This is a genomic window from Marinarcus sediminis (SeqCode) (genome assembly GCF_048571275.1).
Lineage (GTDB): Bacteria > Campylobacterota > Campylobacteria > Campylobacterales > Arcobacteraceae > Marinarcus > Marinarcus sediminis.
Map to the genome: position 1 here is coordinate 2,335,313 of NZ_CP182357.1, position 26,924 is coordinate 2,362,236.

The 26,924-nt window shown below is 32.5% G+C and carries 33 protein-coding genes and 1 tRNA gene; 10 read left to right on the plus strand and 24 right to left on the minus strand.

The annotated features are described in order from the left end of the window. Nucleotides 1–111 precede the first annotated feature (111 nt). Both ACNI3C_RS11615 and ACNI3C_RS11620 read left to right on the plus strand, forming a co-directional pair. Nucleotides 112–606, plus strand: coding sequence for a type II toxin-antitoxin system antitoxin SocA domain-containing protein (locus ACNI3C_RS11615; RefSeq protein ID WP_419769969.1), 495 nt, complete (start codon nucleotides 112–114; stop codon nucleotides 604–606). A 113-nt stretch (nucleotides 607–719) separates the two neighbouring features. Beyond that, nucleotides 720–1,016 (plus strand): type II toxin-antitoxin system PemK/MazF family toxin, encoded by a 297-nt coding sequence (locus tag ACNI3C_RS11620; RefSeq protein WP_419769970.1) that lies wholly within the window; start codon nucleotides 720–722, stop codon nucleotides 1,014–1,016. A gap of 292 nt (nucleotides 1,017–1,308) precedes the next feature. Here ACNI3C_RS11620 and ACNI3C_RS11625 read toward each other — a convergent pair. From ACNI3C_RS11625 to ACNI3C_RS11635, 3 genes are all read right to left on the minus strand, one after another. Next, nucleotides 1,309–1,384, minus strand: a tRNA-Ala gene (locus ACNI3C_RS11625). 67 nt (nucleotides 1,385–1,451) lie between these two features. After that, entirely contained in the window at nucleotides 1,452–2,366 is a 915-nt protein-coding gene (locus ACNI3C_RS11630) for a polysaccharide deacetylase family protein (RefSeq protein WP_419769971.1), read from the minus strand. 84 nt (nucleotides 2,367–2,450) lie between these two features. After that, nucleotides 2,451–4,601: a transporter substrate-binding domain-containing diguanylate cyclase gene (locus tag ACNI3C_RS11635; RefSeq protein WP_419769972.1), complete on the minus strand. Its 2,151-nt coding sequence runs from the start codon at nucleotides 4,599–4,601 to the stop codon at nucleotides 2,451–2,453. A 249-nt stretch (nucleotides 4,602–4,850) separates the two neighbouring features. Between ACNI3C_RS11635 and ACNI3C_RS11640 the strand changes: the two genes are divergently transcribed. Both ACNI3C_RS11640 and ACNI3C_RS11645 read left to right on the plus strand, forming a co-directional pair. Continuing rightward, nucleotides 4,851–5,474 (plus strand): LysE family translocator, encoded by a 624-nt coding sequence (locus ACNI3C_RS11640; RefSeq protein WP_419769973.1) that lies wholly within the window; start codon nucleotides 4,851–4,853, stop codon nucleotides 5,472–5,474. A 294-nt stretch (nucleotides 5,475–5,768) separates the two neighbouring features. Next, on the plus strand, nucleotides 5,769–6,521 hold the full coding sequence (locus ACNI3C_RS11645; protein WP_419769974.1) for a TIGR01458 family HAD-type hydrolase: 753 nt from the start codon (nucleotides 5,769–5,771) through the stop codon (nucleotides 6,519–6,521). 31 nt (nucleotides 6,522–6,552) lie between these two features. On the opposite strand, the gene ACNI3C_RS11650 is transcribed toward ACNI3C_RS11645, so the two are convergent. Continuing rightward, nucleotides 6,553–7,005 (minus strand): cupin domain-containing protein, encoded by a 453-nt coding sequence (locus ACNI3C_RS11650; RefSeq protein WP_419769975.1) that lies wholly within the window; start codon nucleotides 7,003–7,005, stop codon nucleotides 6,553–6,555. Nucleotides 7,006–7,248: 243 nt separating this feature from the next. Between ACNI3C_RS11650 and ACNI3C_RS11655 the strand changes: the two genes are divergently transcribed. The 4 genes from ACNI3C_RS11655 to ACNI3C_RS11670 all read left to right on the plus strand — a co-directional run bounded on the left by ACNI3C_RS11655 (nucleotide 7,249) and on the right by ACNI3C_RS11670 (nucleotide 9,701). Beyond that, entirely contained in the window at nucleotides 7,249–7,413 is a 165-nt protein-coding gene (locus tag ACNI3C_RS11655; RefSeq protein ID WP_419769976.1) for a hypothetical protein, read from the plus strand. A 16-nt stretch (nucleotides 7,414–7,429) separates the two neighbouring features. Then, nucleotides 7,430–7,789 (plus strand): hypothetical protein, encoded by a 360-nt coding sequence (locus ACNI3C_RS11660; protein ID WP_419769977.1) that lies wholly within the window; start codon nucleotides 7,430–7,432, stop codon nucleotides 7,787–7,789. 116 nt (nucleotides 7,790–7,905) lie between these two features. Continuing rightward, nucleotides 7,906–8,595, plus strand: a complete 690-nt coding sequence (locus ACNI3C_RS11665; RefSeq protein ID WP_419769978.1) for a response regulator transcription factor — start codon at nucleotides 7,906–7,908, stop codon at nucleotides 8,593–8,595. Nucleotides 8,596–8,627: 32 nt separating this feature from the next. Next, nucleotides 8,628–9,701, plus strand: a complete 1,074-nt coding sequence (locus tag ACNI3C_RS11670) for a sensor histidine kinase (RefSeq protein ID WP_419769979.1) — start codon at nucleotides 8,628–8,630, stop codon at nucleotides 9,699–9,701. 47 nt (nucleotides 9,702–9,748) lie between these two features. Here the strand turns inward: ACNI3C_RS11670 and ACNI3C_RS11675 are convergent, their stop codons facing one another. From ACNI3C_RS11675 to rpmJ, 17 genes are all read right to left on the minus strand, one after another. Next, nucleotides 9,749–10,267: a hypothetical protein gene (locus ACNI3C_RS11675; protein WP_419769980.1), complete on the minus strand. Its 519-nt coding sequence runs from the start codon at nucleotides 10,265–10,267 to the stop codon at nucleotides 9,749–9,751. Nucleotides 10,268–10,486: 219 nt separating this feature from the next. Further along, nucleotides 10,487–10,888, minus strand: a complete 402-nt coding sequence (locus ACNI3C_RS11680) for a hypothetical protein (RefSeq protein ID WP_419769981.1) — start codon at nucleotides 10,886–10,888, stop codon at nucleotides 10,487–10,489. A 154-nt stretch (nucleotides 10,889–11,042) separates the two neighbouring features. Next, nucleotides 11,043–11,168, minus strand: coding sequence for a GIY-YIG nuclease family protein (locus ACNI3C_RS11685; protein ID WP_419769982.1), 126 nt, complete (start codon nucleotides 11,166–11,168; stop codon nucleotides 11,043–11,045). A 49-nt stretch (nucleotides 11,169–11,217) separates the two neighbouring features. Then, nucleotides 11,218–12,243, minus strand: coding sequence for a DUF3137 domain-containing protein (locus tag ACNI3C_RS11690; protein WP_419769983.1), 1,026 nt, complete (start codon nucleotides 12,241–12,243; stop codon nucleotides 11,218–11,220). Next, the gene (locus ACNI3C_RS11695; protein ID WP_419769984.1) at nucleotides 12,244–12,798 is read right to left on the minus strand and encodes a LemA family protein; all 555 of its coding nucleotides are present in this window, start codon (nucleotides 12,796–12,798) and stop codon (nucleotides 12,244–12,246) included. A 387-nt stretch (nucleotides 12,799–13,185) separates the two neighbouring features. Next, on the minus strand, nucleotides 13,186–13,743 hold the full coding sequence (locus ACNI3C_RS11700; protein ID WP_419769985.1) for a hypothetical protein: 558 nt from the start codon (nucleotides 13,741–13,743) through the stop codon (nucleotides 13,186–13,188). Nucleotides 13,744–13,831: 88 nt separating this feature from the next. Beyond that, nucleotides 13,832–14,128 (minus strand): type II toxin-antitoxin system RelE family toxin, encoded by a 297-nt coding sequence (locus ACNI3C_RS11705; protein ID WP_419769560.1) that lies wholly within the window; start codon nucleotides 14,126–14,128, stop codon nucleotides 13,832–13,834. Then, nucleotides 14,094–14,330 (minus strand): CopG family transcriptional regulator, encoded by a 237-nt coding sequence (locus ACNI3C_RS11710; protein ID WP_419769559.1) that lies wholly within the window; start codon nucleotides 14,328–14,330, stop codon nucleotides 14,094–14,096. The genes ACNI3C_RS11705 and ACNI3C_RS11710 overlap by 35 nt, the downstream gene beginning before the upstream one ends. Before the next feature lie 126 nt (nucleotides 14,331–14,456). Beyond that, nucleotides 14,457–14,798 (minus strand): hypothetical protein, encoded by a 342-nt coding sequence (locus ACNI3C_RS11715; protein WP_419769986.1) that lies wholly within the window; start codon nucleotides 14,796–14,798, stop codon nucleotides 14,457–14,459. A gap of 506 nt (nucleotides 14,799–15,304) precedes the next feature. Beyond that, nucleotides 15,305–16,750 (minus strand): IMP dehydrogenase, encoded by a 1,446-nt coding sequence (gene guaB, locus ACNI3C_RS11720; protein WP_419769987.1) that lies wholly within the window; start codon nucleotides 16,748–16,750, stop codon nucleotides 15,305–15,307. Between the two features lie 10 nt (nucleotides 16,751–16,760). Continuing rightward, nucleotides 16,761–18,125, minus strand: coding sequence for an Asp-tRNA(Asn)/Glu-tRNA(Gln) amidotransferase subunit GatA (gene gatA, locus ACNI3C_RS11725; protein WP_419769988.1), 1,365 nt, complete (start codon nucleotides 18,123–18,125; stop codon nucleotides 16,761–16,763). A gap of 186 nt (nucleotides 18,126–18,311) precedes the next feature. Then, nucleotides 18,312–18,662, minus strand: coding sequence for a 50S ribosomal protein L17 (rplQ, locus tag ACNI3C_RS11730; protein WP_419769989.1), 351 nt, complete (start codon nucleotides 18,660–18,662; stop codon nucleotides 18,312–18,314). Nucleotides 18,663–18,674: 12 nt separating this feature from the next. Continuing rightward, complete coding sequence (locus tag ACNI3C_RS11735) at nucleotides 18,675–19,673, minus strand: DNA-directed RNA polymerase subunit alpha (RefSeq protein ID WP_419769990.1); 999 nt, start codon at nucleotides 19,671–19,673, stop codon at nucleotides 18,675–18,677. 17 nt (nucleotides 19,674–19,690) lie between these two features. Beyond that, nucleotides 19,691–20,317 carry a 30S ribosomal protein S4 gene (gene rpsD / locus ACNI3C_RS11740; protein WP_419769991.1) on the minus strand — a complete coding sequence of 209 codons (627 nt, stop codon included), beginning with the start codon at nucleotides 20,315–20,317 and terminating at the stop codon, nucleotides 19,691–19,693. Between the two features lie 10 nt (nucleotides 20,318–20,327). Further along, nucleotides 20,328–20,720 (minus strand): 30S ribosomal protein S11, encoded by a 393-nt coding sequence (rpsK, locus tag ACNI3C_RS11745; RefSeq protein ID WP_419769992.1) that lies wholly within the window; start codon nucleotides 20,718–20,720, stop codon nucleotides 20,328–20,330. A 9-nt stretch (nucleotides 20,721–20,729) separates the two neighbouring features. Then, complete coding sequence (gene rpsM, locus ACNI3C_RS11750; protein ID WP_419769993.1) at nucleotides 20,730–21,098, minus strand: 30S ribosomal protein S13; 369 nt, start codon at nucleotides 21,096–21,098, stop codon at nucleotides 20,730–20,732. Nucleotides 21,099–21,104: 6 nt separating this feature from the next. Then, the gene (rpmJ, locus tag ACNI3C_RS11755; RefSeq protein ID WP_128995014.1) at nucleotides 21,105–21,218 is read right to left on the minus strand and encodes a 50S ribosomal protein L36; all 114 of its coding nucleotides are present in this window, start codon (nucleotides 21,216–21,218) and stop codon (nucleotides 21,105–21,107) included. A gap of 273 nt (nucleotides 21,219–21,491) precedes the next feature. On the opposite strand from rpmJ, the gene ACNI3C_RS11760 reads away from it, so the two are divergent. Together ACNI3C_RS11760 and ACNI3C_RS11765 are read left to right on the plus strand one after the other, a co-directional pair. After that, nucleotides 21,492–23,882, plus strand: a complete 2,391-nt coding sequence (locus tag ACNI3C_RS11760; RefSeq protein ID WP_419769994.1) for an HD domain-containing phosphohydrolase — start codon at nucleotides 21,492–21,494, stop codon at nucleotides 23,880–23,882. Between the two features lie 10 nt (nucleotides 23,883–23,892). Beyond that, a complete protein-coding gene (locus ACNI3C_RS11765) occupies nucleotides 23,893–24,261 on the plus strand; it encodes an HIT family protein (RefSeq protein WP_419769995.1) in 369 nt (122 codons plus the stop codon). A 12-nt stretch (nucleotides 24,262–24,273) separates the two neighbouring features. Here ACNI3C_RS11765 and ACNI3C_RS11770 read toward each other — a convergent pair whose 3' ends face one another. The 3 genes from ACNI3C_RS11770 to ACNI3C_RS11780 form a co-directional block, all read right to left on the minus strand. Continuing rightward, nucleotides 24,274–25,203: an exopolyphosphatase gene (locus tag ACNI3C_RS11770; RefSeq protein WP_419769996.1), complete on the minus strand. Its 930-nt coding sequence runs from the start codon at nucleotides 25,201–25,203 to the stop codon at nucleotides 24,274–24,276. A gap of 136 nt (nucleotides 25,204–25,339) precedes the next feature. Continuing rightward, nucleotides 25,340–26,410, minus strand: a complete 1,071-nt coding sequence (gene leuB / locus ACNI3C_RS11775; protein WP_419769997.1) for a 3-isopropylmalate dehydrogenase — start codon at nucleotides 26,408–26,410, stop codon at nucleotides 25,340–25,342. Continuing rightward, nucleotides 26,410–26,913, minus strand: a complete 504-nt coding sequence (locus ACNI3C_RS11780; protein ID WP_419769998.1) for a 3-isopropylmalate dehydratase small subunit — start codon at nucleotides 26,911–26,913, stop codon at nucleotides 26,410–26,412. The genes leuB and ACNI3C_RS11780 overlap by 1 nt, the downstream gene beginning before the upstream one ends. Between the last annotated feature and the right edge of the window lie 11 nt (nucleotides 26,914–26,924).

Genomic DNA, 26,924 nt, shown 5'->3' on the forward strand with positions numbered 1-26,924 from the left:
AATGTTCGCATTGTAGTAAAAAGTTCATAAGAAAGCGATTACAGTTCAACTCTTATCATTCTTTTACATCTTTAATGCTACTATCACACCAATAAAACATCAAGGATGCCCATGCAAACAGATATGACAAAAATAGCGAACGTAATTTTATACATGTTGCATAAACAAGTCAAACACTTAAACGATAAAAAACTCTCTATCATGCTCTTTTTGATGGATTACAACCACACCAAATATTGTGGCAAAAAAATCTTTGCCGATGAGTATATTAAAAATGCAAGAAACCCTGAACCCAAAATGCTCAGTGAAATTTTCGACATCATCGCCAATGAAGAGGACTTGGACGAAGAAGATGAACGACTCTACCTCATTCAAGAGCTTTTAGACTTTTTAGACATTGAAGTGGAAGTCAAAGAGAAGTTTATAGAACTGCGATTTTTAAAAATGGAAGAAGAGTACGACGAATCCATTTTCACCAAAGATGAACTAAAAACCATCTACAAAGTCGTTGCTGATTATCACGACATGAGCGTAAGAAATATCGCCAATGCGTGCTTCAAACTCGATGAAGTAAGAAAAACTGCCCTAGGCGAAAAAATACTCTAATCACTTTATCTCTCAAAAATAATCCTACATAAACACTTTGTCTCTTTTTTACAATAGAGAAACAAAAAAGCGAAGAGATTTATCTCTTCACGAGAGGTAGGTATTAGTTAAAAGTGGAACAAAATATTGGCTATGAAGTTTATGGAAAGGGTGAAGAATTTTTAAGACCCGTTTTGGTACTTAGAAAGTTTTCAAAAGAGAGTTTTCTAGGTATTCCACGTACAAGTTCAAAAAAAGACAATATGTTTCATTTTGAATTTACACCAATTCATAAACAAAAAACTAACTACGCAATGCTTTCTCAAATAAAACTTTTTTCAGCCAAAAGAATACATGATAAGATGGGTAAAATTTCTATTGAAGATTTTGAGAAAATGAAAATAAAATTGAAAGATTTAATTGAATTGTAATATACTCCCCTAAAAGATTAGGGGCTTCCTGCAAGCAGGTTGGTTTATAATAAAAGTGTAGTATAAAATAAAATCTTAGTCAAGTTATATGCAAGTTTAATTTGCCTTGCTTTTGTAATTACACTTTGAAGCTGAATCTTCATTTAAAATTCATAGGAAAGAGTTTAAAGTATAGGGATTTAGTTCAGACTTTACTAAGATATCAAGATTGAGTTTCCTTAAAACGTCAGTCTTTCGTCAGTATCGAAAAACCAAATAACGTTGTAAACTACTGAAACACCCCATAAAATCGTGGTGGAGACGATCGGGTTCGAACCGACGACCCCAACGCTGCCAGCGTTGTGCTCTCCCAGCTGAGCTACGTCCCCATTTTTTTAAGAAGGGTATTATAGCAAATAAAAAAACATTTTTACCTAAAATTGAATTATTTTTTTATTATATGTCATCTAAGAGTGAACCTAAGAAGAAATTGTTGTGTTCTAAAAGCTCATCATTGGCTCTTTTAATCCCATGTGGTTCATTTTTATTGCCATGTATAAGTATGATACTGCCATTGTGAATGTGTTCACTTTTGTTCATCCAGGTGTCAGTTCCTACAGAAATAAGCCCTAAAGCTTTGATTGTTTTTACAACCTTTTCGTTGGATATTAATCCGGGAAATCGCAAAACAATTGTGGGGGCAATGCCATACGACAAAAGGAGTTTTTCATTCTCTAAAATCTCTTTTTCCACATCTACTTTTGGCATGAGTAAAAAGTTTTTTTCATTTTCAAGCTTTTTATTGTACGGATGCGAAAAGGTATGATTTCCCCAAGTAATGTCCAAAAAACCGCTCTTTTGTAGTTCTAAAAGTTCTAAAAAGTTTTTTTGATGTTTTTCTATCCACTTGCCTGAAACAAAAATTGTTAAAGCGATGGCTTTGCCTTTATAGTATTTGTCGATTAACTCTTTAAAAAAAGCTCTCTCGTACCCTACTTTTGAAGAAGGACACATATCTATGGTCAAATAGGTGTTTTGTGTGTCGATGTGTTTTAAGCCGTAGTTATAGATTGGATATGGGGCGTTGTTGTATTGATTTAAAATGTCATTGTATCGGCTTTGGTGTGGAGTGTTTTGGATTTTATTTCGTAACAACTCTTGTTTTATGATTTTTGTTTTTAAACTCTTTTCATTGACAATCAAAAAATAACTCTCATTTTCTTGGATAAAAGAGCGCAAAATTGTATAGTTTTGATTTTCATAAGTGATGCTTTGGTGTAAAACGTTGTAGTTGGTTACCTCTTTGGGGGTTACTTGTTCAGCCAGAACAAAAGAGAATAAACAAAACAAAAAAAGAAGAATAATTTTCATGGGAACTCTCTAAATAAAAAAAAAGATTATAGCACAGAAGAGAAATGAATAATTATATTATTCCTTGGCACTTTCAATACAAAGCTACTCTTTATGCAATACCACTTTATTTCTGCCTCTCTCTTTTGCTTCATAAAGGGCGTTATCGGCTCGTTTAATTATGGTGTCTATGGTATCGCCTTGCTTAAATATGGTAACACCAAAACTGACCGTTTTTGTTCCCACTTGTTCAAAATCGTGGTTTTCTATGGTTTTTCTGATCTGATTAATCACTTTTACGATTTCATCTTCATTGGATTCAAAACAGACAATAATAAACTCTTCGCCCCCGTATCTTCCCACAAAATCAGTTTTTCGAAGACTGTTTCTTAAAATGTTGGCAATTTCAATGAGCACATTGTCGCCTGTTTGGTGACCAAAGGTGTCATTAACCTCTTTAAAATGGTCAATATCTAATATGGTAAGACTGAAGTTGCAATCAAATCTTTCGCATCGGTTTATCTCCAGTTGCAATAACTCTTCGAGTTTTCGTCGATTGTATAAATTGGTGAGTTTATCAATGGTGGCAAGTCGTTCTAACTTTTTATTTTTTACTTCAATATCTTTTTGGGCTTGTTTGAGTAACTCATTGGATTTTGCAATTTTTCTGTTCCAATAAAGAATAAGACAAAAGATAAAAACAACCCCCGCACTCCCTTTCCAAACTAAACTGTAATCAATGCTTTTTTCATATCTGATTGAAGTCCATTTATTTAAAATATTTCGGTACATATCCGAAGGAATACTTTTGACCGTTTTTTGCATGATATTGAATAAAATATCATCGTCATTTCTCACCGCAACTCGAAGTTGTAAGCTTTCAGACAATTGACCCGCAATTTTTAACTCTCCAAAATATTTGGTTTGAAATTCGTGTCCTATGCTCGCCAAAGCGTCAATATAAGCAAAAATTTCTCCTTCTTTAACTTTGTTTAAACCCTCTTCTATGTTATGGGTTTCTACAATATTCAAAAAAGGATATTTTTCTTTTAATGTCTCAACAAATCCATAACCTTTGGTGATACCAATTTTTTTGCCTCTTAAATCTGACATTTCATTGATAAAAGCATCATCTATTTTATTGGCAATGACCAATGGAATTTCCAAATACGAATCTGTAAAATGAAAGTTCTTTTTTCGTTCTGGTGTTTCCATACTCACCATTAAAATATCACATTTCTTTTGTTTTAAATACTCTAAAGATTGACTCCAACTTGACGTTTTGACAAGGTTAAATTTAGCAGAAAGAATTTTTTCAAAGAGTTTATAAAAGTCTGAACTCATCCCTGAGTGTTCACCTTTTGTATCTAATCCTTCAAAAGGTAACCAGTTTGGATCCATACAATACTGTATGACATGACCGTCGATATAAGCAGTTTCGCGTTCGCTTAATTCAATGTGTTGATCACCAAACTCTTTAATGGAACCAATCCATTTATTGATCAATTTGTTTTTTTCATCTTTACTGATTGCATCTAAAGATTTTTGTATGATAGAACCCAACACGGGTTGAGTAAAGTGTACTCCAAATCGTAAATCTTCGATGGTTTTATCGGAGACTTTAAATTCATCGGCAAGTCGTATATTGGTATATCCATACTTTTTAATCAAATAGTTTATGGCAGTTAAGTTTTCAATGGCAGCATCGATTTTGCCCAAAGATACATCTTTGGTTAAATCCAATAAACTGGTATAAGGCTTTAAATCAAAAAGTGCTAAATCTTGGAGCTCTTTTTGATAAAAGATGTCTTTTGTAATACCCACTTTTTTACCCTTAAGACTCTGCAGACCATCGTATGTTCCAAAGTCATCTCTTAAAAATATCATAATAGGTATATCGTAATAAGAAGTGGTATAAAAAGTAAAAGCAGCTCTTTGTTTTGTGTATGAAATACTTGATATCATATCCACTTTGTTCTCTTTAAACAAATTTAAAACCATACTCCAAGAAGCCATAACTTTTTCAAACTTAAGACCAGATTTTTTTGAAATCAGTTCAAGCAAATCGTGTTCAAAGCCTACAGGTTTTCCCTCTTCAACAAACGTAAAAGGGGTGTAATCTTGCATCATAGAAATTTTTATTTTTGGATGAGTAGCGATAAACTCTTTTTCCTCTTTTGTAAAATTCAGAGGTTGCGCAAGTGCGTGTAGCGAAAAATAGAAAAGTAAAAATAGGTGTAATAATATTGTTTTCAACTTCATATCCCTTAACTATTTTAATACAATTTTTATATTAACTAATCTTATATTAAAACTTCTACTTAATTCATAATTTTTATACTTATTTCACTTGCCCAATTAATTTTTTAGAGTCCATTTTTCTCTTTAAACATTCAAAGGGATTCTGTTTATTAAGTTGTTCAAATATTTTTCAAATCAAATCTCTCAATTTATATGTTTATTAAATCAATTCAAATATAATGCTTCACTTTAAAAGGATTCACTTTGGAAAATTTAGATTTTTGGCTTCTTTACAGTATGACTGTTTTTATTACTTCAATTATCCCTGGTCCCAGTATGTTATTGGCATTAAGCCATGGCATAAAATATGGAGCCAAGCTCTCTGTTTTTACAGCCTTAGGGAACAGTGTTGCTTCTATGATTCAAGCATCGATTGCCATCGCAGGATTGGGAGTCATTTTAACAACATCAACCACTTTATTTATGATTATAAAATATGCAGGGGCACTCTACCTTATTTATCTTGGAATTAAACTCTTTAAAACACACTTTCATATAGAAGAAGAGCAACTTAAAAGTACAGATGTAAACAAAACAAAACTCTTTTATGATGCCTTTATAGTAGCAAGTTCCAACCCAAAAGCACTGATTTTTTTTACAGCTTTATTCCCACTGTTCATCAATGAAAATCAAAACAGTTTACTGCACTACACTCTGTTGGTATCCATACTTGGACTCATTGCATTTATATGTATGATGATATATTCACTCAGTTCAAATAGCATAAAAAGAGTCTTTACAAAAACCTTTTTATCAAACTATTTTGGGAAAATAGTAGGCACCTTATTTATAAGCTTTGGACTGGGTCTTGCTTTGAGTAAAAGATAAAGTAAAACAAAATATGACACGCTGTTCCTTGCGTTTTAGAGTAAGTGCTTTTTTCAACTTTAAACCTTATAATCTTACTCTTAACAATTAAATAAAATGAGTTGATTTAATTGTTATATTTATTGTTTGATGATAACTCACATTATCGTTTAACGCCATAATCATCTTAAGTAAATCCTTTGATTTCCACAACAATAAAAAAAAAGATAATGTAAACATTTTAATTTATGAAACTAAAATATAAAAATCTTTCTTGTGCTAAAATAGTGATATTTCTCTATAAAAGGAGAGACCATGTTTTCTAAAAATATAAAAGCCGTTCTGTGTGATATTGGTGGCGTATTGTATGTAGGAGATGCTCCAATAGATGGTGCCATTGAAGCCGTTGCTCAAATCAAAAAGCACTACCCTATTCGTTTTATTACCAACACCACTCAAAAAACAGGCGCGCAAGTCGTTAAAAAACTTCAAGAGTTTGGATTTAATATTTGTGAAGATGAAGTCATCACTGCTTTGGATATGACGCAAATGTTTTTACAAAAAAATCAAAGCAGTGCCCAGTTTCTTTTAACAGATAATGCCATGCACTTTTTTGATTCCCTAAAAGAGTATCCTTCAAACTATGTCGTCGTAGGTGATGCACAAGATAATTTCAGTTATAAAAACCTCAATCATGCTTTTAGAAAACTACAACAAGGCTCACAACTTATAGCCATTGCCAATAACCGATATTTTAAAGACAGCGACAATGAACTCAGCCTTGATGCAGGATGTTTTGTCAGTGCCTTAGAGTATGCCAGTGGACAAAAAGCACAACTCATTGGTAAACCCTCATTAGAGTTTTACCAATTAGCAGCCGCATCTTTAAAGGCACAACCCAATGAATGTGTCATGATAGGCGATGATATTGAAAGTGATATAGAAGGTGCACAAAAAGCTGGAATCTTTTCTATACTTGTAAAAACAGGAAAATTCACTGAGACAGACTTAGAAAAAGGAATAACTCCCAATCAAACTTTTGAATCAATACATGACCTTATTTTGTAAATGTGTTAACGTATGAAACATACATTTTTCTTTACCATTTAGGATCAAACTTAACTCTCTTGCCATCATCAGTTGTATACTCCTCCAATGAATTTTCTTTTGATTGTACAACCATATAAATCATGGTTTCATCCGAATCATTTCTGATACCTCTTACCCCTTGAGGTGCCACACGTATTACGGAGCCTTCTTGTATTTCAAAACACTCACCATCGACTTGAAAGAAACCATACCCTTTTAAGATGATATACGTCTCCTCATTTTTATAATGAATATGAAAATAGGGTTGTTCTGTTTTAGACGCCAATGAATTAAACGATATCTCTGTACCCGTTGAGTGCGTTGCCTCTTTTAAAAATACCTTACCTTCTATTTTTTGTTTATTGACTTTATGGATTAAAGAGTATTCCATCAAATCTTCAAGTTTACCTAAATCTACAGCGGTGTAGTTTTTGTCTTCTTTTATTTTTGTTATTGTTTTCATTTTAAAACTCCTTCTCTTGACTATTTGGTCAAGTAATATTAGAGAAGTTTAATACACTAAAGCTGAAATAGAAATAAAAAATATATATAACAAGAAAAAAACCACTTATTTATTGTTGGACACATTGAGACCATATTCGAAATGTATACTTCGTATTGTCAAAAGAAAATGACCTTTCAAATAGATATCTAAATGGAAGTTATCACTACTCTATTGGCAACATATTATATAAAAGGAGAAGAAATGACACTGGATTTATTATTTCGTTTGGCAATTGGTATAGCAGGAGTTACAGGAGCTTTCATGTTTTTTGGTTCAAAAGCACCATGGCTTCAAAAATGCCATTTGATTGCAGGAGCAAGCGCAGTTATTTTATGTGCTGTAACATTTTTTGTGCAATATACTTAAGAAAGAGGAGAGAATTGTGGTTGATTCAAAAATAATTGAGGCTTTTCATCTGATGTGGGGGAATTTTCCTGAACCTGCAACACTTGTACATAAAAGCAAAGAGGTCATTGCTACAAATGCCGCGTGTAAAGTGGTGGGACTCATCAAAGGGATGAATTGTGCTACCCATGGTGCACCTGAAGCACACAAGGGTTGTTTGGCCAATAAAGCGTTACGTTCGCAAGAAGCGGCTTACAAAAAAGCAAAATATGGGGAAAGAGAAATTATCTCTTATTGGCTTCCCGTTGATGACTATCCTGAACTTTTTATTCATTTTGGAGTGGGTGCAACTATAAACTATAGTACTATGCCAGAGAAAGTTTCATGCACAAAGTAACATTGTAAATAAAGTCCTTTTTCTTGGAGACTTATCATACAAAATATGGTTTGTCTTAAGAGAAGGAACTGTGATATAATTTTTCAAAAGAAATATCTTAAATACGGGGTAAAATGATGTTTTCTATATTAGTTGCTGAAGATGATGAGACTTTAAATAAGATGATATGCACGAAATTACAACAAGAAAACTTCAAGACTATTTCGGCATTTGATGGAGAAGAGGCCTTAGAAATCATGGATACAACATATGTTGACTTAGTCATCTCAGATATTATGATGCCAAAAATAAATGGGTATAAACTCATACAAGAGATTAGAAAGACAGCACCTTCTTTTCCTATTTTGATGATTACAGCAAAAAATCAGATGGAAGATATTGAAAAGGGGTTTAGACTTGGAACAGACGATTATATGGTTAAGCCTATTCAACTAAAAGAGATGCTTCTTAGAGTAAACGCCCTTTTGCGAAGAGCAAAGATAGCGAATGAAAATAGATTGGTTATAGGAAAGAGTTTTCTGGACTACAAGGCATTAAAAATAAATATTGATTCTAAAGAATACAACCTTCCCCCTAAAGAGTTTTATCTCCTCTTTCTTTTACTCAGCTATCCCGATAAGATTTTTACTCGATATGAAATCATGAATGAAATTTGGGGTCTAGAATCAGAAGCAGATGAACGGACTGTTGATTCTCATATCAAAAAACTCCGTCGTAAATTTGAATCATGTCAGGATTTTGAAATTATAACTATTAGAGGTCTTGAATACAAAGCAAAATATCATTTAACAGATAATACCAAATGAAAAATGATGCCAAAAAATTTAAAAAGGAAACCATGAAAAAGAAATATATCATACGCCTTCGCTCTTTTATCTCTTTTATTTCTATTGCCACTTTATTCGTTTCTTGTCTTATTGCATGTGCTATAGTTATTACTGGGACTTGGTTGTTTTATCACGGACCAATTACCTTTTTCTCAGGGATTATTATGAGTCTACTGGTTTGTGCTTTAACGATGATTATTGGTGCTATTGCCTTATACATTGGGTCAGGGCATTTATTGAAACCTGTTGAAGCATTAAATTTAACTGTGAATAAAATTGCCCAAGGGGATTTCACTGCAAGAGTGTATCGTAAAAAAAGAGAGATGAATAATTATCTTTATGCCCATGAACTTGATGAACTCTCTTCAAATGTGAATAAAATGGTAGAAGAACTCTCTGGTATGGATTATATGCGTAAAGACTTTATGAGCAATGTATCGCATGAAATAAAAACACCTGTTACAGCAATCACAGGTTTTGCTGAATTGTTATTAGATTCGCCACTTGAAATACAAAAGCAAAAAGAGTATTTGGAACTCATACATCAAGAATCCAGACGATTGTCATTGCTTTGTGAAGATATGCTCCAAATGTCGCGCTTAGATAATCAACAAATTATCTCAAAAAAAGATATGATTCGAGTAGATGAACAAATAAGGCGCGCAGTGATTGTGCTCTCACAAAAGTGGAGTGACCGTGATCAAAAATTTGATTTAAACCTTTACGATGTAGTTGTAGAATCAGATAAATCACTTTTGATGCATGTTTGGATGAATCTCATCGATAACGCCATGAAATACTCTTCTATCAATAGTACAATTTATATCGATGAGCAGATAAGTGGAAATGAACTTATTGTCAGAATCAAAGATGAAGGTATTGGGATTAAGAGTGAAAAAATTGCAAAGATTTTTGATAAGTTTTACCAAGGTGATGAATCCCATAAAAAACAAGGAAGTGGTCTGGGGCTCTCCATCGTAAAAAGAATTTTAGAACTTTTGGGAGCCACAATTCACTATGAAAGCCAAGAAAATATCGGAACAACTGTGGTGGTAAAAATTTTAATAAAGAGTGCGAAATTGTGAATTAAGTATCCTGTCCCCGGAATTTACTAGGATTTGTTATATATTTCTTAGCTACTTATTATACCTATAATAATTGAACCGATAAAAAATAAAAAAGGTCCTGCTATTATAATAAAGATTAAAACATGAAATATATTCATATCAGGTAATGCAAAATCTGGGAAATCAGCCTTTATACTTTGCCATATTGTAATATTATATTCTACAGATAAAGTTTTATAATAAATAATGCTATAGATAATTAAAAAAGTTAAAATAAAGTAAAAAAAATCTTTATTGTCTATAAAAATTAATATCCATACAATATGAGTAATTAACATATATAATAACATATGAAATGGTGACAAACCATCTTTTATCTTGTCACTCATTTCTTTTTTGTATTCTTCTTCTGTAATTCGATGTATCATATTTCTATTTTTGTAATATTTTCTTTTTTTGATAACTAACACTATAAAACTGAATATGGTTACAATTAGTGATAAATTCACTGAAAATTTTGATATTAAATATATCATTGAAAAAAATACTATTCCAATAAGATAATTCTTTACATTTGAGGTCATAAATTAAAAATCCATATATAACTATTTATTAATAATACATTATATATAAAATGCACTGAAAAATGACAATTAAAATCCATAGATTTTAATGCCCGAAAAGTAAGGTTTGAATAAAAGGGTCAGATAATAACGATAACTTTTAGAACTTTTAATTTAAGTTTGAATAGGTTATTGTTCTCACCTGCCCTCTCTATTTCAGAGAATTTTCTTTGTAATAAATCATTTATCTTGATAAAGAGCAACAACATTGGGTTTTAAAACGTAGTAAATAATGAAAATATCTAATGCTATACCTAATAATTGTAAAACAGTATTCGCAGTTGTCATCTCTGAATGAGGATAAATAGGAAAAATTGAAAGAATACCCATTGGTATAGAAATAATATAAAGCCATTTCGTAATATTTAAACCCCATGTTTGTAATGACCAAAGGCCGTATGTTGCCGCTAAAAGAAAAACGCCTAAAACAACTAATAAGACACTTATCAACGTTATCCACATATCCATACTAGGAACTGCACTGGAGAGCATCATAAGTAGACCAATTCCGAATATAAATAGACCGCTAAGTGCACTATAAATAGCAATCAGGGTAATGCCAAGAGGTTTGTTTTTGTTCATAAAAGATTCCTTTAATTAGTCTGTATCAAACAAATTATATTTCTAACTCTTTATTAAAAATGTATTATACATGTAAAAGTCTTAAATTAATGACATAGGAATTTAGAATTAGGGTCAGGTAATAATGATAAATTATTATTATTATTACACTATGTCACTTGAAAAGATGCGCACCCTTGTCAGAACTGTTATGCTCCTCCAAACGTTTTGTAACATCGGTGGTAATGCCCGTATACAAACTCCCCTCGCTACACTCTAAGATATAAACAAAATATGACACGGTATTCCTTGTGTTTTTGGTGTAGAGACTTAACCGTTATAGTATAACTTTACTTAAAAATATTTATCAGTGGTTTTTTATCCATTATCGGAATATCAAACATAAGTGCTTCTGTTGGTTTTTTACTCCATAACATCTCATTAAGTTTGAGCTCGTAAACAATTCCCATAGCCAAATGAAGATGATGAATATACTCTAAAGCCACTTCATAATCTAAAAGTGATGTAAATACAGTTGGTTCAAACATATCTTTATTACTATAAACGGCTACATGAATATAATCATCAATAAACGATATATAAATAGGATGATTCAATCTTCTTTTAAAATCTAAGAGTCTCTCCATTAATGCTGGTGTTAAAATGTATCTTGCCTCAATCTGATCAGTAGAGTAAACAACAAAATTCTTTTCGAACTCAATATTATCTAACTTAACAAGTTCATCTCTATTAATATTATTTGATTGTAACCATCCACCAATTAAATCTCCAAATAAACTTTGTGCTTGATCAGGAAGAACTAACGTTTTTCCTTTAAAAATCTTATTAAACTCAGCTAAAATAAAAAGTCCTTGAAATATTGTCTCATGGTGTACATTCTTACCACTTCTTTTAATTTTCTGAGCATGTAAATCTGAAAACTGAAGTTTTACGCCTTCTACTAAACCCGAAACATAATCATTTCCTGTTATAACATGTGGAATACTAAATAAATCTGAACGGTTAAATATTTTTTCTGAAATATGTGAATCTTCTATATAAATAAAACCTTCATGTATTGCTTCAATTAAAGGTTGTATGACTTTATTTTTAAATGACTTTCGATAATCCTTTATCAAAAACTTATAAAGTGCACCAGCCAAGACTGCATACAACATAACAATCCAATTTAAGGCATCTTCTTTTTTGGTTATCTCATCATAAAAATAAAAGATAAAACTGAAATAGATAAGAGTTAATGGCAGAAAAATTAAAATTACTCTTTGTTTGACATTTTCTCTTTCAGATTCAAGTTTTTTTAACGTTACTGATAAAGTAGAATAGTAAAACTCTTTTAATTCTTCAACCGTTTTCATCTAATTAAATAATTCTTTTACATTAATATTGTCGCGTTCGCTTGCAGGGATTACAAAAACTTCTTTTGGTTGATAATTCATTGCTTTTGCCATATAGTTTGTTGGAATCATTTCAATTGCATTATTATAATCTGTTACAGTTTGATTATATGCTCTTCTTGCAGCCGATATTTGTGATTCTATTTCATTTAATGTTCTTTGCAAATGCATGACATTCTCATTTGCTTTTAAATCTGGATAATTCTCTACAGCTATCATGATTGAGCCTAAAGCAGAAGTAATTTTAGCATCTAAGTTAATCAATTCCTTATCCGTTAAATCAGCTTTATTTGCATCTGCTCTTAATTTTGTCACCTCTTCTAAAAGCGACTTTTCATGCTTCATGTACTCTTGAACAGAAGCTACAAGATTAGGAATTAAATCAAATCTTTTCTTCAACTGAACATCAATATTAGCAAATATATTTGACACTTGATTCTTTTTTGAAACCAAAGAGTTATACATTAAAATTAAAATAACTCCTACAACTAAAATCACAATTAACGAGATGGGCATTTTATATCCTTATAAATATTTTAACTACTCAGGGTATAACTAAGGCATTGAATATACATATTTCATGCTTTCCTTTTAGTTACGTAAAAGAAACTATTGTATAATATTATTATTTAATAATTTATTATGTATCATGATATCATCGAGTATTATATTTTAATATACATCCCTCAACGAAGGTATTGGGAATAAGAAAACCCTTGGAATGTGAATTAAGTATCCTGTCCCCGGAATTTTCATCCATATATTGAATAATTGGATAGATAAAAAACTCTATAATCCGTCTTTTACCAACTTTTATCTCTGCACTCAAGAATATAAACAAAATATGACATGGTATTGGAATAAGTGATTTTAAAAGCGGAAATTCAACCTTTGGAGTGTGAATTAAGTATCCTGTCCCCGGAATTTTATATTTAATTCATTATTAAAATTAACAAGTAAAGGAATAAATTGAGAAGATATTTTTGAAATAATATTTCTGTCAAATTCTTTAGAAGGTTTAAATTCTATCCATAACTGACCTACTTTATTATGTATTTGCATTATTTTACAATTATAAGTATTATCAAATGATAATATTTTTAAAATAATATTAGTTATTTCTTGATTTTTGGAAAGTTGATGATGTAAATAAGTATCATCAGATATTATATAAATACTATCATCAAATTCAATATTGCCAGATTGAAATTCATAAGATATCCTGATTCTTTTGAAAAACCTATCAATTGAATTTTCTTTTTTTAATGAATAATCATATCCTTCTATACCATTTATTCCAAGTAATAATCGCATTACTTTACCTTTATGACTTATGATTTTATATTTATATGATATATCATTATAGGTTTCATCTATTCCTTTCCATGATTTCTTAGGTAGGATATAGATGAAGTACATGATAAAATTAAATAACGAAATAAATCCAAAAATAAACCACATATGTAATTTTTCCTTTTGTACTAACGACTGTCGTGAGCAATAATTTCCCCGCTAGGGTAAATTATTGGCTCCTCGTATTTGTTATGTGTTAATCATATGCCTGCTGTCTATGTTTAAAATCAACAACTGCAATAATTAGTTTATCATTTTCTATAAGATAAAAGAGTCTATAATTTCCAATTCTATATCTATAGTACCCTTCAAGGTCATCTTTTAACTTTTTAATATTAGAACCATAGAAAGGATTTTCTCTAAGTTGAGGATAAACAAAGTTCTTAATTTTTGAATATAACTTCTTATCTATTTTCTTTTTAACTTTTTCAAAAGTTTTAGTTTCAGCAATTTGGTACTTAGACAATGGTGTAATCACCATTTTTAAAGTCATCTAAACCATTCATTAGGTTTTTAACTAAATCTTCATCTTTTAAAATTTCAGTCATTTCATCATTTTCAACAAACTGAGATGATGTTAAATATTGAACTGTTGCAAATTCTATAAAATTAGAAAGATTTCTTTTTTGACCTTCTGCAGCAAGCTTAATCATATCGTAGACAGAATCATCCACTCTCATTGTAACTGTTTTCATAAAAGTCCTTTGAATATTAATCTTACTTATTATATTCAATTTTATTCATTTTGTCAACTTATTACTATGTCACATAACGTTGGACTTGAAAAACAAGGGGATGATACCACTTGATTATTTCAATTTTCATTTTAGCTTTTTTTCTCTAAAAAAGTTTGAATTAACCGCTGTGTACACTTGTTTTTCTTCCAAGGTTTTGTTATGTTTTTTATTTAATTTACATTTAAAAAATAAATATATCCAATAAAAGTTAATTAATGTAATTCCATAAGAAAAAAATATTGTAAAAATAAAAGATATAGGTTCTTTGTCATAAAGTAAAATATAATCGTTTTCACCTTTTAAGAATATTGTAATTGATTTAAAATCCATTGAGTCTATAATAATTGGTATAAACATAATAAATATAAAGATAAACAATATCAATATAGTATTATCATTGCATATTTCTTTTTTTGATTTTTTCAATTTATCTTACCTGTATCATAACTCTTTATTGAACATACATTATATACAAAACACACTGAAAAACGACAATTAACATACATAAAATATGTTGTATCTTAAAACAACAGCAAACACCTTAAATAAGCTGTTCTTGAAAATTTTATTATAAAAAATATTGCCATTTGTCACCTTTTTTAAATAAATTTTAATCTTTTAATACAATTTTCATGTATGTTTAATATCGATATTTAGACGTTAATAGTACATTATGTATGTATATTAAGACAATATCGTGATAAACCTGCATTATGTTATATTTAGTTGGAGGTGTATTATGGGTAAAAATTATTGGATATTATGAAAAATATATACTTTTCCATGATAAAGTGATGTCAGAAATATTAGATTTTTGTTTTAATCAAGGCGAAGCTTGGATTTTAAGCGGAGCGTACAATTAGTACGTGAGCATTAAAATTCAAGATTCAACGCAGAGTAAGGCGAAAAGATGATGTTTATAACATCACTTTTTAGACGTGGTAGTTTGGTGCTTCGTTAGTTATTGTTACGTCGTGAACATGACTCTCTCTCAACCCTGCACTCGTAATCTCAACAAACTCTGCTGTTGCTTGGAATGTTGGGATGTCTTTGCTTCCTAAGTATCCCATTGAGCTTCTTAATCCTCCACAAAATTGGTGGATAATATCTGCAATTTCACCTCGGTAAGCCACTCTTCCTTCAATTCCTTCTGGTACCAATTTATCAGCAGCGGTTCCCTCTTGGAAATATCGGTCTGTGCTTCCTTTTGTCATGGCTCCAATTGAACCCATACCTCGGTATGTTTTGAATTTTCTTCCTTGGAAAAGTACCACTTCACCTGGAGATTCATCTGTTCCAGCTAAGGCACTTCCCATCATAACGCAACTAGCACCAACAGCTAACGCTTTTGCGACATCACCAGAGTATTTAATTCCACCATCAGCAATGATAGGAACACCGTGTTTAGCACCCTCTGCTGCACACTCATCAATGGCTGAAATTTGAGGAACCCCAACCCCTGCGACAATTCTTGTTGTACAGATACTTCCAGGTCCAATTCCCACTTTAACCGCATCAGCACCAGCAGCAATTAAATCAGCTGTGGCTTCAGCTGTGGCAACATTTCCTGCAATGACTTCAACTTTGAGTTGCTCTTTAATCAATTTAACCGTATCTAAAATACCTTTTGAGTGTCCGTGCGCAGAGTCTAAAACTAAGACATCAACACCGGCATCAACCAACGCTTTTGCTCGGTCAAGTTGTGCGACACCAATAGCTGCTCCCACTCTTAATCGTCCAAAGCTGTCTTTGTTTGAGTTTGGATAATCTCTTTTTTTATTGATATCTTTACTCGTAATAAGACCAATTAATTTATTCACATCATTGACAATTGGCAATTTTTCAATTTTATTTTGGTGCATAATTTCAGCTGCTTCTTCAAGTGTTGTACCATCTTTTGCTGTGATTAAAGGCATTTTTGTCATGGTATCAGAAACTTTAAGTGTGAAATCTTTTGTGAAACGCATATCTCTGTTGGTTAAAATTCCTACCAATGTTCTGTTTTCATCGACCACAGGAACACCCGATATTCTGTACTCAGCCATAATATCTTCAGCATCTTGAAGTGTTTGGTTTGGTGTAATGACAAAAGGGTCAATGATCATTCCACTTTCACTTTTTTTCACTTTTTGTACTTGTAACACTTGTGATTCAATATCCATGTTTTTATGAATGATACCAATACCACCCAATCTTGCCATTGCAATAGCAGCTTTATATTCTGTTACTGTATCCATAGCAGCACTTACAAAAGGGATATTCAATGTAATATTTTTAGTTAATTTTGTCTCTAAACTTACCTCTTTTGGTAAAACTTCAGATTTTGCAGGTACCAATAGTACGTCTTCAAATGTCAATGCTCTTTTTCTTATTCTCATTTTATATCCCTTATTTTGTGTAATTAATTTGTTGTTCTAAACTCAATGCACCATCAAACAAAGTTTGTTCTTCAAATGCTCGACCAATCAGCTGTAAACCAATTGGCATACCTTCATCACTTTTTGCAACCGGCAATGAAATAGCAGGTAATCCCGCTAAGTTAACCGAAATCGTATAAATATCACTCAAATACATTTCAAGTGAAGTTTTAAAACTTCCAAATGCAGGAGCCGTTGTTGGAGCTACCGGCGAAAGAATTAAATCTGCATCTTCAAAGATGGCTTCATACTCATCTTTGATTAAGTGTCGCACTTTTTGTGCTTTAATGTAATAGGCATCATAATAACCTGAACTCAATACAAAAGAACCCAACATGATTCTTTTTTGAACCTCTTCTCCAAACCCTTGTGATTTGGTTTGCAAGTACATGTCTTTTAAACCTGCATCCCCTTTTCTGTTTCCATACCTTACCCCATCAAGTCGTGCAAAGTTGGCACTGGCTTCTGCGGTTGCAATGATATAGTAAGAGGATAATATTTTTGAGGTATCAACCATGTTTTTATGAACAATGGTGTGCCCTGCTGCTTCTAAAGCCTCAATGGCAATTTGGTGCCCTTTTTTAATTTCAGGGCTGGCTTGGTCAATGAAGTTATCAATAACGGCAATGGTGAGTTTTCTTGCACTGTTTAAGTTAGGAGCAATAGGAGTATTTTCTAATTCAGATGATGTGGAATCCATAGGATCATGACCAGAAATGATGTCGTACAAAATGGCTGCGTCTTCTACATTTTGAGTAATGGGTCCTACTTGATCCAATGAAGATGAATATGCAGCAATGCCGTATCTTGAAACTCGACCATAAGTTGGTTTCATTCCCACACAACCACAATACGCAGCTGGCTGTCGAATACTTCCTCCTGTATCAGTTCCCAATGCAGCAACTGCAAGTCCCGCAACAACAGCAGCAGCACTTCCCCCACTGCTTCCACCTGGAACTTTTGAGTTATCTATTGGATTTAACGTTTTACCATAACAAGAAGTCTCAGTTGAGCTTCCCATCGCAAGTTCGTCCATGTTGGTTTTACCAAAAGCCGCCAAACCTGCTTGTTGAAGTTTATTAATCACCGTAGCATTATACGGAGAGATGTACCCTTTTAAAATATTACTTGCGCAAGTAATTTCCCAATCTTTGACATTGATATTATCTTTAATAGCAATAGGAATACCGCTATTTGACTCATTTAAGTCGGTGTTTGTGAGTTGCTCAATATAAGCACCCAAATTCTTATTTTCTTTAATCTTATTTTTTAAATCTTCTCTTAATTTCTCAATCTCACTGCTGCTTAGAGTCAGTGCTTCTTTTAACGTTATCAATGACGGCTCCTGTAAAATGCACTTAATAAATAAGGCAAAATTATACTATAAAAGAGATTAAACTAATGGATAAAAAACAGAGGAATAAATAATTATTTTGCTGGTTTTAAGTTTGTATCGTGCAGTAAAAAAGATAAAAAAAAGGCCGAAGCAACGCTTCGACCTTTTTAAAAATTTAAACTCAAATTATACGAATGAGATGTATGCCATTGGTGTAGCATCACCTTTTCTAATTCTTGTTTTAACAATAGAAGTGTATCCACCTTTTCTTTCTTCATACTTAGGTGCAATTTCATTGATAATTTTTTTAGTCGCTTCTTTGCTTTGTAATGCAGCAAATACAAGTCTGTGTGTATTTAAATCTGCATTTCTTGAAGTTGTAACCAATTTCTCAATATATCTTCTTAGTTCTTTTGCTTTAGGAACTGTAGTTTCAATTTTTTCTCTTTCAATAAGAGCGATTGCTAAGTTTTTTAACAATGCTTTTCTATGAGAAGAAGTTCTATTTAACTTTCTGTATCCGTGCTTATGTCTCATATTAAACCTTTATTATGCTTTTAACTGCTCAAGCTTTCTTCTTAAAGCTGATGCGATATTTTCTGGAAGAGAATCTTCAATTGGAAAACCAAGTGAATCTAACTTTTCAGCTATTTCATCAAATGATTTTTTACCAAGATTTTTGATATTTTTTACTTCCACTTCACTCATAAGTACTAACTCACCTAGGAACTTTAATCCTGATCTGTCTAATGAGTTAAAACTTCTGGCACTTAAATTTAAATCTTCGATTTTAACAACCAAATCTTTTAATTCAAGTGGTTCTTCACCACTATCACTTACTGTCACTTCAGATAAATCAAACACTTTGTTAAACACTGACATTTGTGCATACATAACTGATACTGCTTCTTTAAAAGCATCAATTGGAGAAATTTGTCCATTGGTTTGTATGTCAAATACTGCTTTTTCAAAGTTAGGGTTATCTTCCACTAACATTTTTTCTATGTTGTAAACAACTTTTTTAACCGGTGTAAAAAATGCATCAATTGGAATATAATCATTACTAACCATATCTCTGATATCTTCTGAAGGCATATAACCAATCCCTTTTTGAATAATAACAGAGAACGTTAAATTACAATCACTATTAATTGTCGCTAAGTGAACTTCAGGGCTAACGATCTCTACGTTAGAATTTGCTAAGTCTGAACCTTTAATCTCTTTTGGTCCATCAAAAGAGTATTCAGCAACTACTTGTTCTTCGTCACCTGAAATTTTAAATTTAATGTTCTTAAGATTAATAATAAAAATAGCAATATCTTCTAGCATACCTCTTAAAGAGTCAAATTCATGGCTCGCACCCTCAATTTTAACCGCAATTGGTGCGTAACCAACTGAGCTTGAAAGAAGAAGTCTTCTCAACGGGTGAGCTAAAGTAATAGCAAATCCACTTTCAAATGGATATGCTGTCACCTTTGCTTGGGTATCACTAATAGCCTCTATCTCAACTTCTGTTGGTAAAAACGGTGTATCTGCGAATTTCTTCATATGCTACCTTATGCTTATTATTTAGAATATAACTCTACGATTAATCTTTCTTCCACTGGAATAACAACTTCTTCTCTTGTTGGGATTCGAGTAAAAATACCAAAAACTTTACTTGTGTCAACATCAACCCAATCAACAATACCAGTTTGGTTTGTTAATTCTAATGCTCTGACAACTTGTGGGTTAGTTTTAGATTTTTCTTTAATCTCAATTTTTTGACCTGGTTTAACGATGAAAGATGGAATATCCACTTTTTTACCATCAACTAAAACATGTCCGTGTGTTGTGAATTGTCTGGCGTTTGCTCTTGTTGTAGCAAATCCCATTCTAAAAACAACGTTATCTAATCTTTGTTCAATTAAAGTAATAAGGTTTTCTCCTGTATTACCCTCTCTTCTTGCTGCTTCTTTGAAATATTTTCTGAATTGTTTTTCAGCAATACCATACATGAATTTAGCTTTTTGTTTTTCTCTTAGTTGTAAACCATACTCAGAGATTTTAGCTCTTCTTTGTCCATGTTGTCCTGGAGCAAATGGTCTTTTTTCTAAAGCACTTTTACCTGCTAATCTTCTCTCACCTTTAAGCCCAAGATCCGCATCAAGTCTTCTTTCGATTTTTTCTACTGGTCCTCTGTATCTTGCCATAATCTACTCCTTACACTCTTCTTCTCTTAGGAGGTCTACAACCATTATGAGGTAACGGTGTAACATCCTTGAACCACTTAACAGTGATACCTTCAATTGATCCAATTGATTTAACTGCAGTATCTCTACCTGAACCTGGTCCTTGAATCTTAATACCAACATTTTTGATACCGTGTTCAATAGCTTTTTTCATCGCATCTTCTACTGCTTGTTGTGCAGCAAAAGGAGTAGATTTTTTACTACCTTTAAAACCTAAGTTTCCAGAACTTGACCATGCAATAGTATTCCCAGCATTGTCAGTTACTGTTACCATAGTGTTATTAAATGATGCTGCAATATGTACGATACCGTCAGCAATATTCTTTTTGACTATTTTTTTTCTAGTTACTTTTCTTTTTGCCATTCGTTATCCTTATTTGCTCGCTGCACCAACAGTTCTTTTTTTACCTTTTCTTGTTCTGGCATTTGTTTTAGTCTTTTGCCCTCTACAAGGTAAACCTTTTCTATGTCTTAAACCTCTGTATGAACCTAAGTCCATTAAAGCTTTAATATCCATAGCAACTTTTTTTCTTAAGTCACCCTCAACTTGGTAGTTTTTTTGGATTTCTTGTCTGATTTCAGCCGCTTCATCTTCTGTTAACTCATGTGCTCTTTTGTTGTAATCAATTCCAACTGCATCTAAGATTAATCTTGAATTATGTAAACCGATACCGAAAATGTACGTTAATGCGTACTCCATTCTTTTTTTGTTTGGTAAATCAACACCTGCAATTCTCGCCATGCCTTTTTATCCTTGTCTTTGTTTGTGTTTTTTAGTTTCGCAGATTACTCTAACGATTCCTCTTCTTTTGACAATTTTACATTTGTCACACATTTTCTTAACTGAAGCTCTAACTTTCATTGTTGCTTTCCTTTGTGTTTATTGTCATTAATCAACAGGTAAAAGGCACTATTTAGAAGTGAAACGGGTCACTTATATTATAAGGCCAAGTTAACACTAAGCCTCTCACCAACTCTTTACAAAATACACAAGCATTTGGTAAAAAATTCCTCTTTGGTTGAAAAATGGAGTTGGATTATAATAAATATTTGCTTAAAGTATCTTGAATGATGTATATTTACCTTTAATTTATTTTTAGCTAGAATGGTTTAATTTTTAACAAGGCCTTGAACAATGGAAAATATCATAAAAATATTGGGTGCTTTTGGAAGTAAAGCTGCTGGGTTTAATTCTACGTGTATTCAAGTGGATAAACATATTGTTATTGATGCTGGAAATATTTTAGTAGGTTTGGGTGACGATGCAAAATATATTGACCATATTTTTTTAACGCATTCACATTTAGACCACATCAATGATATTGCTTTTTTAATCGATTCATACTTTTCAATCAGAGATAAACCCATAACCATTTATGGAAGAAAAGAGACCCTGCATCATCTTCGAGAGCACATTTTCAACTGGAACATTTGGCCTGATTTCACTGAAATTGCACTCATACAAAAAACATCCACTGCCATAAAGTTTCAAGAGATTCATATTGGTGAAACCATTACTTTAGAAAACTGCAGTTTAAAAGCCATTGAGAACAATCATACCCCTTCAAGTTGTGGTTTTGTTATTACCAAAGAGGAGAATGCACTTTTATTCTCTTCAGATACCTACTGTTGCAAATCTTTATTTGATGAAATCAATGAAAATAAAAAGATAAAATCTGCCATTTTTGATATCTCTTTCCCTTCTCAATTTAAACAATTGGCGTTAGATAGCAAACACTTCACCCCTAAAATTTTTAATGAAGAGTTAAAACAGTTAAAACGAGATGATGTCAGAATCTATGTTGATCACCTCAAACCTGCTTTCTATAATCTCATTTCAAAAGAGATTACGGAACTGAATATTTTGCGTAATAGAGGCAGCATCTTAGACGATGGCGATATCATAGATTTATCTGCTAAAAAAACTGTCTTTAATACCAAAAATTACCAACACAAAGATGTCAATCAACTCATTGAAATTGGTTATTCCCTCACCACTGAAAAAGATTTCAATATTCTCATGGAAAAAATTCTTTTGGGTGCAAAAGATTTCTCTGATGCCGATGGAGGAACACTCTATTTACTGGATGAACAAGAACAAAGCCTAAAATTCACAGTAGTTCAAACAGACTCACTTGGCATCAAAATGGGGGGAAGCAAAGATGAAATCACTTGGCCCAAATTGCCACTTTATATTGATGGAAAACCCAATACACAAATGGTGGCTGCACTGTGTGCATTAGAGAATAAACTGATCAATATTGATGATGTTTATGTCCATGAAGGGTTCAATTTTGAAGGAACAAAAAACTTTGATAAAAATACTGGTTACAGAACAAAATCAATGCTTGTGGTACCCATGATTGGACACGAAGGTGATGTTATTGGTGTTCTACAACTCTTAAATAAAATGAATGAAAAGGGTGAAACCATCTCTTTTACAAAAAGCGATGAAAAACTTATCGAATCGATGGCGTCACAAGCTGCCATTTCAATTTCAAATCGACAACTCATTGATGGCTTAGAAGATTTATTAAACTCATTCATTAAATCAATTGCAGCCGCGATCGATGAAAAGTCACCATATACAGCAGGTCATATTGGTAGAGTGGCTCAACTTACCTCAATGATTATCGATGCCATCAATGAAGATGAGACAATTTATAAAGACAAATTTTATAATGAAGATGAGAAAAAAGAGATCAAAATTGCAGCTTGGATGCATGATATTGGGAAAATTACCACCCCTGAGCATGTGGTCGATAAAGCCAGAAAACTTCAAACCATTCATGACCGAATCAGTGATGTTCAAATACGATTTGAAGTGATGAAAAAAGAGATTGAAATCAACTATTTAAAAGCTTCAATGAACCAAAAAGATGAAACAATTCTTCAAGATTTAAAAGCACAGTTCACACAAAGTTTAGAGAAACTAGAGAATGATTTTAACTTTATCATTGAGTGTAACACCGGAAGTGAATTTATGTCTGATGACAAACTTCAACGCATTGAAGCCATTGCCCAATACAGTTATATGAGCAACAATAAAAAACATCCTCTTTTGACAGAAGATGAAGTCTATAATTTATCGATTCGAAAAGGAACTTTAACCAGTGAAGAACGGCTTAAAATTAACAATCATGCCCTCATTTCAATAAAGATGTTAGAATCACTGCCTTTCCCTAAAAAACTCAGAAAAATTCCTAAAATTGCGGGAGGACATCATGAGAAAATTTGCGGGGGAGGATACCCTTACAATTTAAAAGGCGATGAAATCTCTTTTGAAGCCAGAATATTAGCCATTGCCGATATTTTTGAAGCCTTAACAGCACATGACAGACCATATAAAAGCCCTAACAGTTTAAATCAAAGTATGAAAATATTGTCTTTTATGGTCAAAGACAATGAACTCGATGCAGATTTGGTCAAATTTTTTGTTAATAAAAACTTACATTTGGCGTATGCCAAAGATAATTTAAGAGAGAATCAAATGGATGAAATTACCGTTGATTTTAATACCATATAAAAGGATTGCGATGATAGAAGATGTGATTTTTGAAAATGACTATATCAAAATAGAGATTGAAAAGAGTGAAATACCTTGGTTGAAAATATTTTCTCAAGAACCCTTTAAAGAGTTTTCACAGTGTGATATTGGTACAAGATTAGAGATTTTTAAAACGCTTGATATCATAGAAAAAGAGATGATTGAGTACTATAATCCTGAAAAGATTAATATCGCTTCTTTTGGAAACTACCTCCCAAAAGTACACTTTCATATAATGGCTCGCTTTAAAGAGGACTCTTTTTTCCCAGAATCAATGTGGGGAAAACAACAAAGAGAATCCAACTTGACTTTACCAAGTTTTGAACTGTTTTGTGAAAATTTAAAAGGTAAGCTTTAAGCTCACCTTTCATTATCCGTCACTGTTGATTTTTTTAATTAAAGCAGCAAGAACCTCTTGTGCTTTTTCATGTGAGGGTTGACACCCACCCGCTGCTTCATGCCCACCTCCACCAAAAGAGAGCATCAATTCACCAATATTGGTTTTGGATGTTTTATTAATGATTGATTTGCCTGTGCTGTATACCACATTTTGTTTATCTTTTCCCCAAACAGCGTGAATAGAGATATTGGTTTCAGGATATAAAGCATAAACTAAAAAACGGTTACCAGGATAGATAATATCTTCACCTCGATAATCAACAATCACCAAATTACCGTACAGTGTTGAACAACGCTTCAGTTGATCTTCAAACTCCTCTTCATATTTGAAGTAAAGATCCACTCTCTCTTTTACATCAGGAAGTTGTAATATCTCTTCAATGCTGTGATCAGCACAATAATCAATTAAATCCATCATCAACTGATAATTTGAAACGGTAAAATCTCTGAATCGTCCTAAACCTGTTCGAGAATCCATTAAAAAGCTTAACAGATCCCAACCTTGTGGATTTAAAATGTCCTCTTTTGAAAATCGTGCGGCATCGGCTTTATTAGAAGCTGCCATAATGTCATTAAAATTGGAAGGAAATTTTTCTGCTCCACCATAATATTCATACACAACTTGAGCCGCACTTGGGGCATCGGGATCAATGATATGATTCTGTTTTTTTTCATTTCTTAATGTTTCACTAAAATGGTGATCAAAGGCCAAATAGACCCCATCAACATAAGGTAAATTGGTAGTAATATCATCAGAAGTAATGGTTATTTTACCATCTTGCATATCTTTTGGATGAACAAAAACAATTTCATCAATAATGTTTATATATTTTAATAAAGTACCACATACAAGACCATCCATGTCACTTCGTGTAACAAGTCTAAACTTTTTTTCACTCATTAGAAAACTCCAACTTAATCAAACTTTTAATTATTTTATCATGAAATGGCTTAAATGGTAAGACGAAATAGATTGTTTTAATTTTTTTTGTCAGAGTAAAGCTGTAAAGATACAGCTTTACGTTTGAAGCGTTTAACTATTTTTTATTGATATAATTGGCAATAACATCACCCATTTCTGTTGTTGTTACCACTTTTTTTGCATCAAATGAGGCCAAATCTTTTGTTCTGTATCCCTCTTTTAAAGCTCTTTTAATGGCGGCATCAATCATATCAGCCGCAGCTTCTTCACCCAAAGAGTATCGTAACATCATTCCCGCACTCTCAATGGTTGCAATTGGGTTGGCAATTCCTTGCCCTGCAATATCTGGAGCAGAACCATGAATTGGCTCATAAATGGCCGTTTTGTCTCCTGTACTTGCACTTGGCAATAATCCAATTGACCCTACGACCATTGAAGCGGTATCAGATAAAATATCACCAAAAATATTTCCTGTTACAATAACATCAAATTGTTTTGGGTTTCTGACCAATTGCATTGCCGCATTATCCACATACATGTGCGTCAATTCCACTTCAGGATAATCTGCTGAAAGTTCAATCATGGTGTCTCTCCAAAGTTGAGAGACTTCCAATACATTGGCTTTGTCAACAGAACAGACTCGTTTGTCTCTTTGCATTGCCAATTCAAATGCTTTTTTTCCAATTCTTACAATTTCTGGTTTTGTATAAACCATGGTATTGTAAGCTTTAAAGCCATCATTTTCTCTGGGTTGTCCAAAATAGATACCACCAATGAGTTCACGAACCACCATAATATCAACACCTTCAATCACTTCTGGTTTAAGTGTTGAAGCATTGACCAATTCATCGTAAATAATGGCTGGTCGTAAATTGGCATAAACCCCCATGGCTTCTCTGAATTTCAATAATCCCGTCTCTGGTCTTAGCTCTCTTGGCAATTTATCCCATTTGTCTCCACCAATGGCACCAAACAAACACGCATCCGATTTTAAAACACCAGCAACCGTCTCTTCAGGAAGAGGTTTCCCCGTAACATCAATGGCGATTCCTCCCATTAAATACTCGTTGTAATTCAATGTGAATCCACAAGCATATGAGACTGCATCTAAAACTTTTATTGCTTCATCAACAATTTCAGGACCAATCCCATCCCCTTTGATAATTGAAATATTGTATGTCATCATTATTTATTGTCCTTTGTCATTTCCGCTTTTGCATAGTTGATTAATCCGCCTGTGGCAATAAGTTCTTGCATAAAAGGAGGAATGGCTGTAAATTTGTAGGTTTTATTTTTTGTATTATTTTTAATTTCACCTGCATCTAAATCAATAGAAATTTCATCACCTTCAACGATTTCTAACGCTTCTGGAAGTTCAAAAATTGGCAATCCCATGTTAAAAGCATTTCTGTAAAATATTCGTGCAAACGATGGTGCAACAACTGCGGCAACACCAGCGGCTTTTAGTGCAATGGGAGCGTGTTCTCTTGAACTTCCACAACCAAAGTTTTCACCTGCAACAATAATATCTCCACGACCCAGTTTTTTGGGGAAATCGGGGTCTGCATCTTCCATTACATATTTTGCTAAATGCTCAGGATCTGAACTGTTTAAATATCTTGCAGCAATGATAATATCGGTATCAATATTGGCTCCAAAATTCCAAACTTTTCCTGTAATTTTATTCATAATTTTGCCTT

Excerpts from the sequence above, each read along its gene's own strand:
- ACNI3C_RS11655 (WP_419769976.1), top strand. The coding sequence starts at position 7,249 with ATGACACTGGATTTATTATTTCGTTTGGCAATTGGTATAGCAGGAGTT.
- rpsM (WP_419769993.1), bottom strand. The coding sequence starts at position 21,098 with ATGGCGAGAATTGCAGGTGTTGATTTACCAAACAAAAAAAGAATGGAG.
- ACNI3C_RS11680 (WP_419769981.1), bottom strand. The coding sequence starts at position 10,888 with ATGAACAAAAACAAACCTCTTGGCATTACCCTGATTGCTATTTATAGT.
- ACNI3C_RS11650 (WP_419769975.1), bottom strand. The coding sequence starts at position 7,005 with ATGAAAACAATAACAAAAATAAAAGAAGACAAAAACTACACCGCTGTA.
- ACNI3C_RS11765 (WP_419769995.1), top strand. The coding sequence starts at position 23,893 with ATGATAGAAGATGTGATTTTTGAAAATGACTATATCAAAATAGAGATT.
- rpmJ (WP_128995014.1), bottom strand. The coding sequence starts at position 21,218 with ATGAAAGTTAGAGCTTCAGTTAAGAAAATGTGTGACAAATGTAAAATT.
- ACNI3C_RS11630 (WP_419769971.1), bottom strand. The coding sequence starts at position 2,366 with ATGAAAATTATTCTTCTTTTTTTGTTTTGTTTATTCTCTTTTGTTCTG.
- ACNI3C_RS11780 (WP_419769998.1), bottom strand. The coding sequence starts at position 26,913 with ATGAATAAAATTACAGGAAAAGTTTGGAATTTTGGAGCCAATATTGAT.
- rplQ (WP_419769989.1), bottom strand. The coding sequence starts at position 18,662 with ATGAGACATAAGCACGGATACAGAAAGTTAAATAGAACTTCTTCTCAT.
- ACNI3C_RS11675 (WP_419769980.1), bottom strand. The coding sequence starts at position 10,267 with ATGACCTCAAATGTAAAGAATTATCTTATTGGAATAGTATTTTTTTCA.
- ACNI3C_RS11760 (WP_419769994.1), top strand. The coding sequence starts at position 21,492 with ATGGAAAATATCATAAAAATATTGGGTGCTTTTGGAAGTAAAGCTGCT.
- guaB (WP_419769987.1), bottom strand. The coding sequence starts at position 16,750 with ATGAGAATAAGAAAAAGAGCATTGACATTTGAAGACGTACTATTGGTA.
- leuB (WP_419769997.1), bottom strand. The coding sequence starts at position 26,410 with ATGATGACATACAATATTTCAATTATCAAAGGGGATGGGATTGGTCCT.
- ACNI3C_RS11770 (WP_419769996.1), bottom strand. The coding sequence starts at position 25,203 with ATGAGTGAAAAAAAGTTTAGACTTGTTACACGAAGTGACATGGATGGT.
- ACNI3C_RS11615 (WP_419769969.1), top strand. The coding sequence starts at position 112 with ATGCAAACAGATATGACAAAAATAGCGAACGTAATTTTATACATGTTG.
- ACNI3C_RS11700 (WP_419769985.1), bottom strand. The coding sequence starts at position 13,743 with ATGTGGTTTATTTTTGGATTTATTTCGTTATTTAATTTTATCATGTAC.
- ACNI3C_RS11645 (WP_419769974.1), top strand. The coding sequence starts at position 5,769 with ATGTTTTCTAAAAATATAAAAGCCGTTCTGTGTGATATTGGTGGCGTA.
- ACNI3C_RS11710 (WP_419769559.1), bottom strand. The coding sequence starts at position 14,330 with ATGAAAACAGTTACAATGAGAGTGGATGATTCTGTCTACGATATGATT.
- rpsD (WP_419769991.1), bottom strand. The coding sequence starts at position 20,317 with ATGGCAAGATACAGAGGACCAGTAGAAAAAATCGAAAGAAGACTTGAT.
- ACNI3C_RS11705 (WP_419769560.1), bottom strand. The coding sequence starts at position 14,128 with ATGACTTTAAAAATGGTGATTACACCATTGTCTAAGTACCAAATTGCT.
- ACNI3C_RS11690 (WP_419769983.1), bottom strand. The coding sequence starts at position 12,243 with ATGAAAACGGTTGAAGAATTAAAAGAGTTTTACTATTCTACTTTATCA.
- ACNI3C_RS11695 (WP_419769984.1), bottom strand. The coding sequence starts at position 12,798 with ATGCCCATCTCGTTAATTGTGATTTTAGTTGTAGGAGTTATTTTAATT.
- ACNI3C_RS11665 (WP_419769978.1), top strand. The coding sequence starts at position 7,906 with ATGTTTTCTATATTAGTTGCTGAAGATGATGAGACTTTAAATAAGATG.
- rpsK (WP_419769992.1), bottom strand. The coding sequence starts at position 20,720 with ATGGCAAAAAGAAAAGTAACTAGAAAAAAAATAGTCAAAAAGAATATT.
- ACNI3C_RS11735 (WP_419769990.1), bottom strand. The coding sequence starts at position 19,673 with ATGAAGAAATTCGCAGATACACCGTTTTTACCAACAGAAGTTGAGATA.
- ACNI3C_RS11670 (WP_419769979.1), top strand. The coding sequence starts at position 8,628 with ATGAAAAAGAAATATATCATACGCCTTCGCTCTTTTATCTCTTTTATT.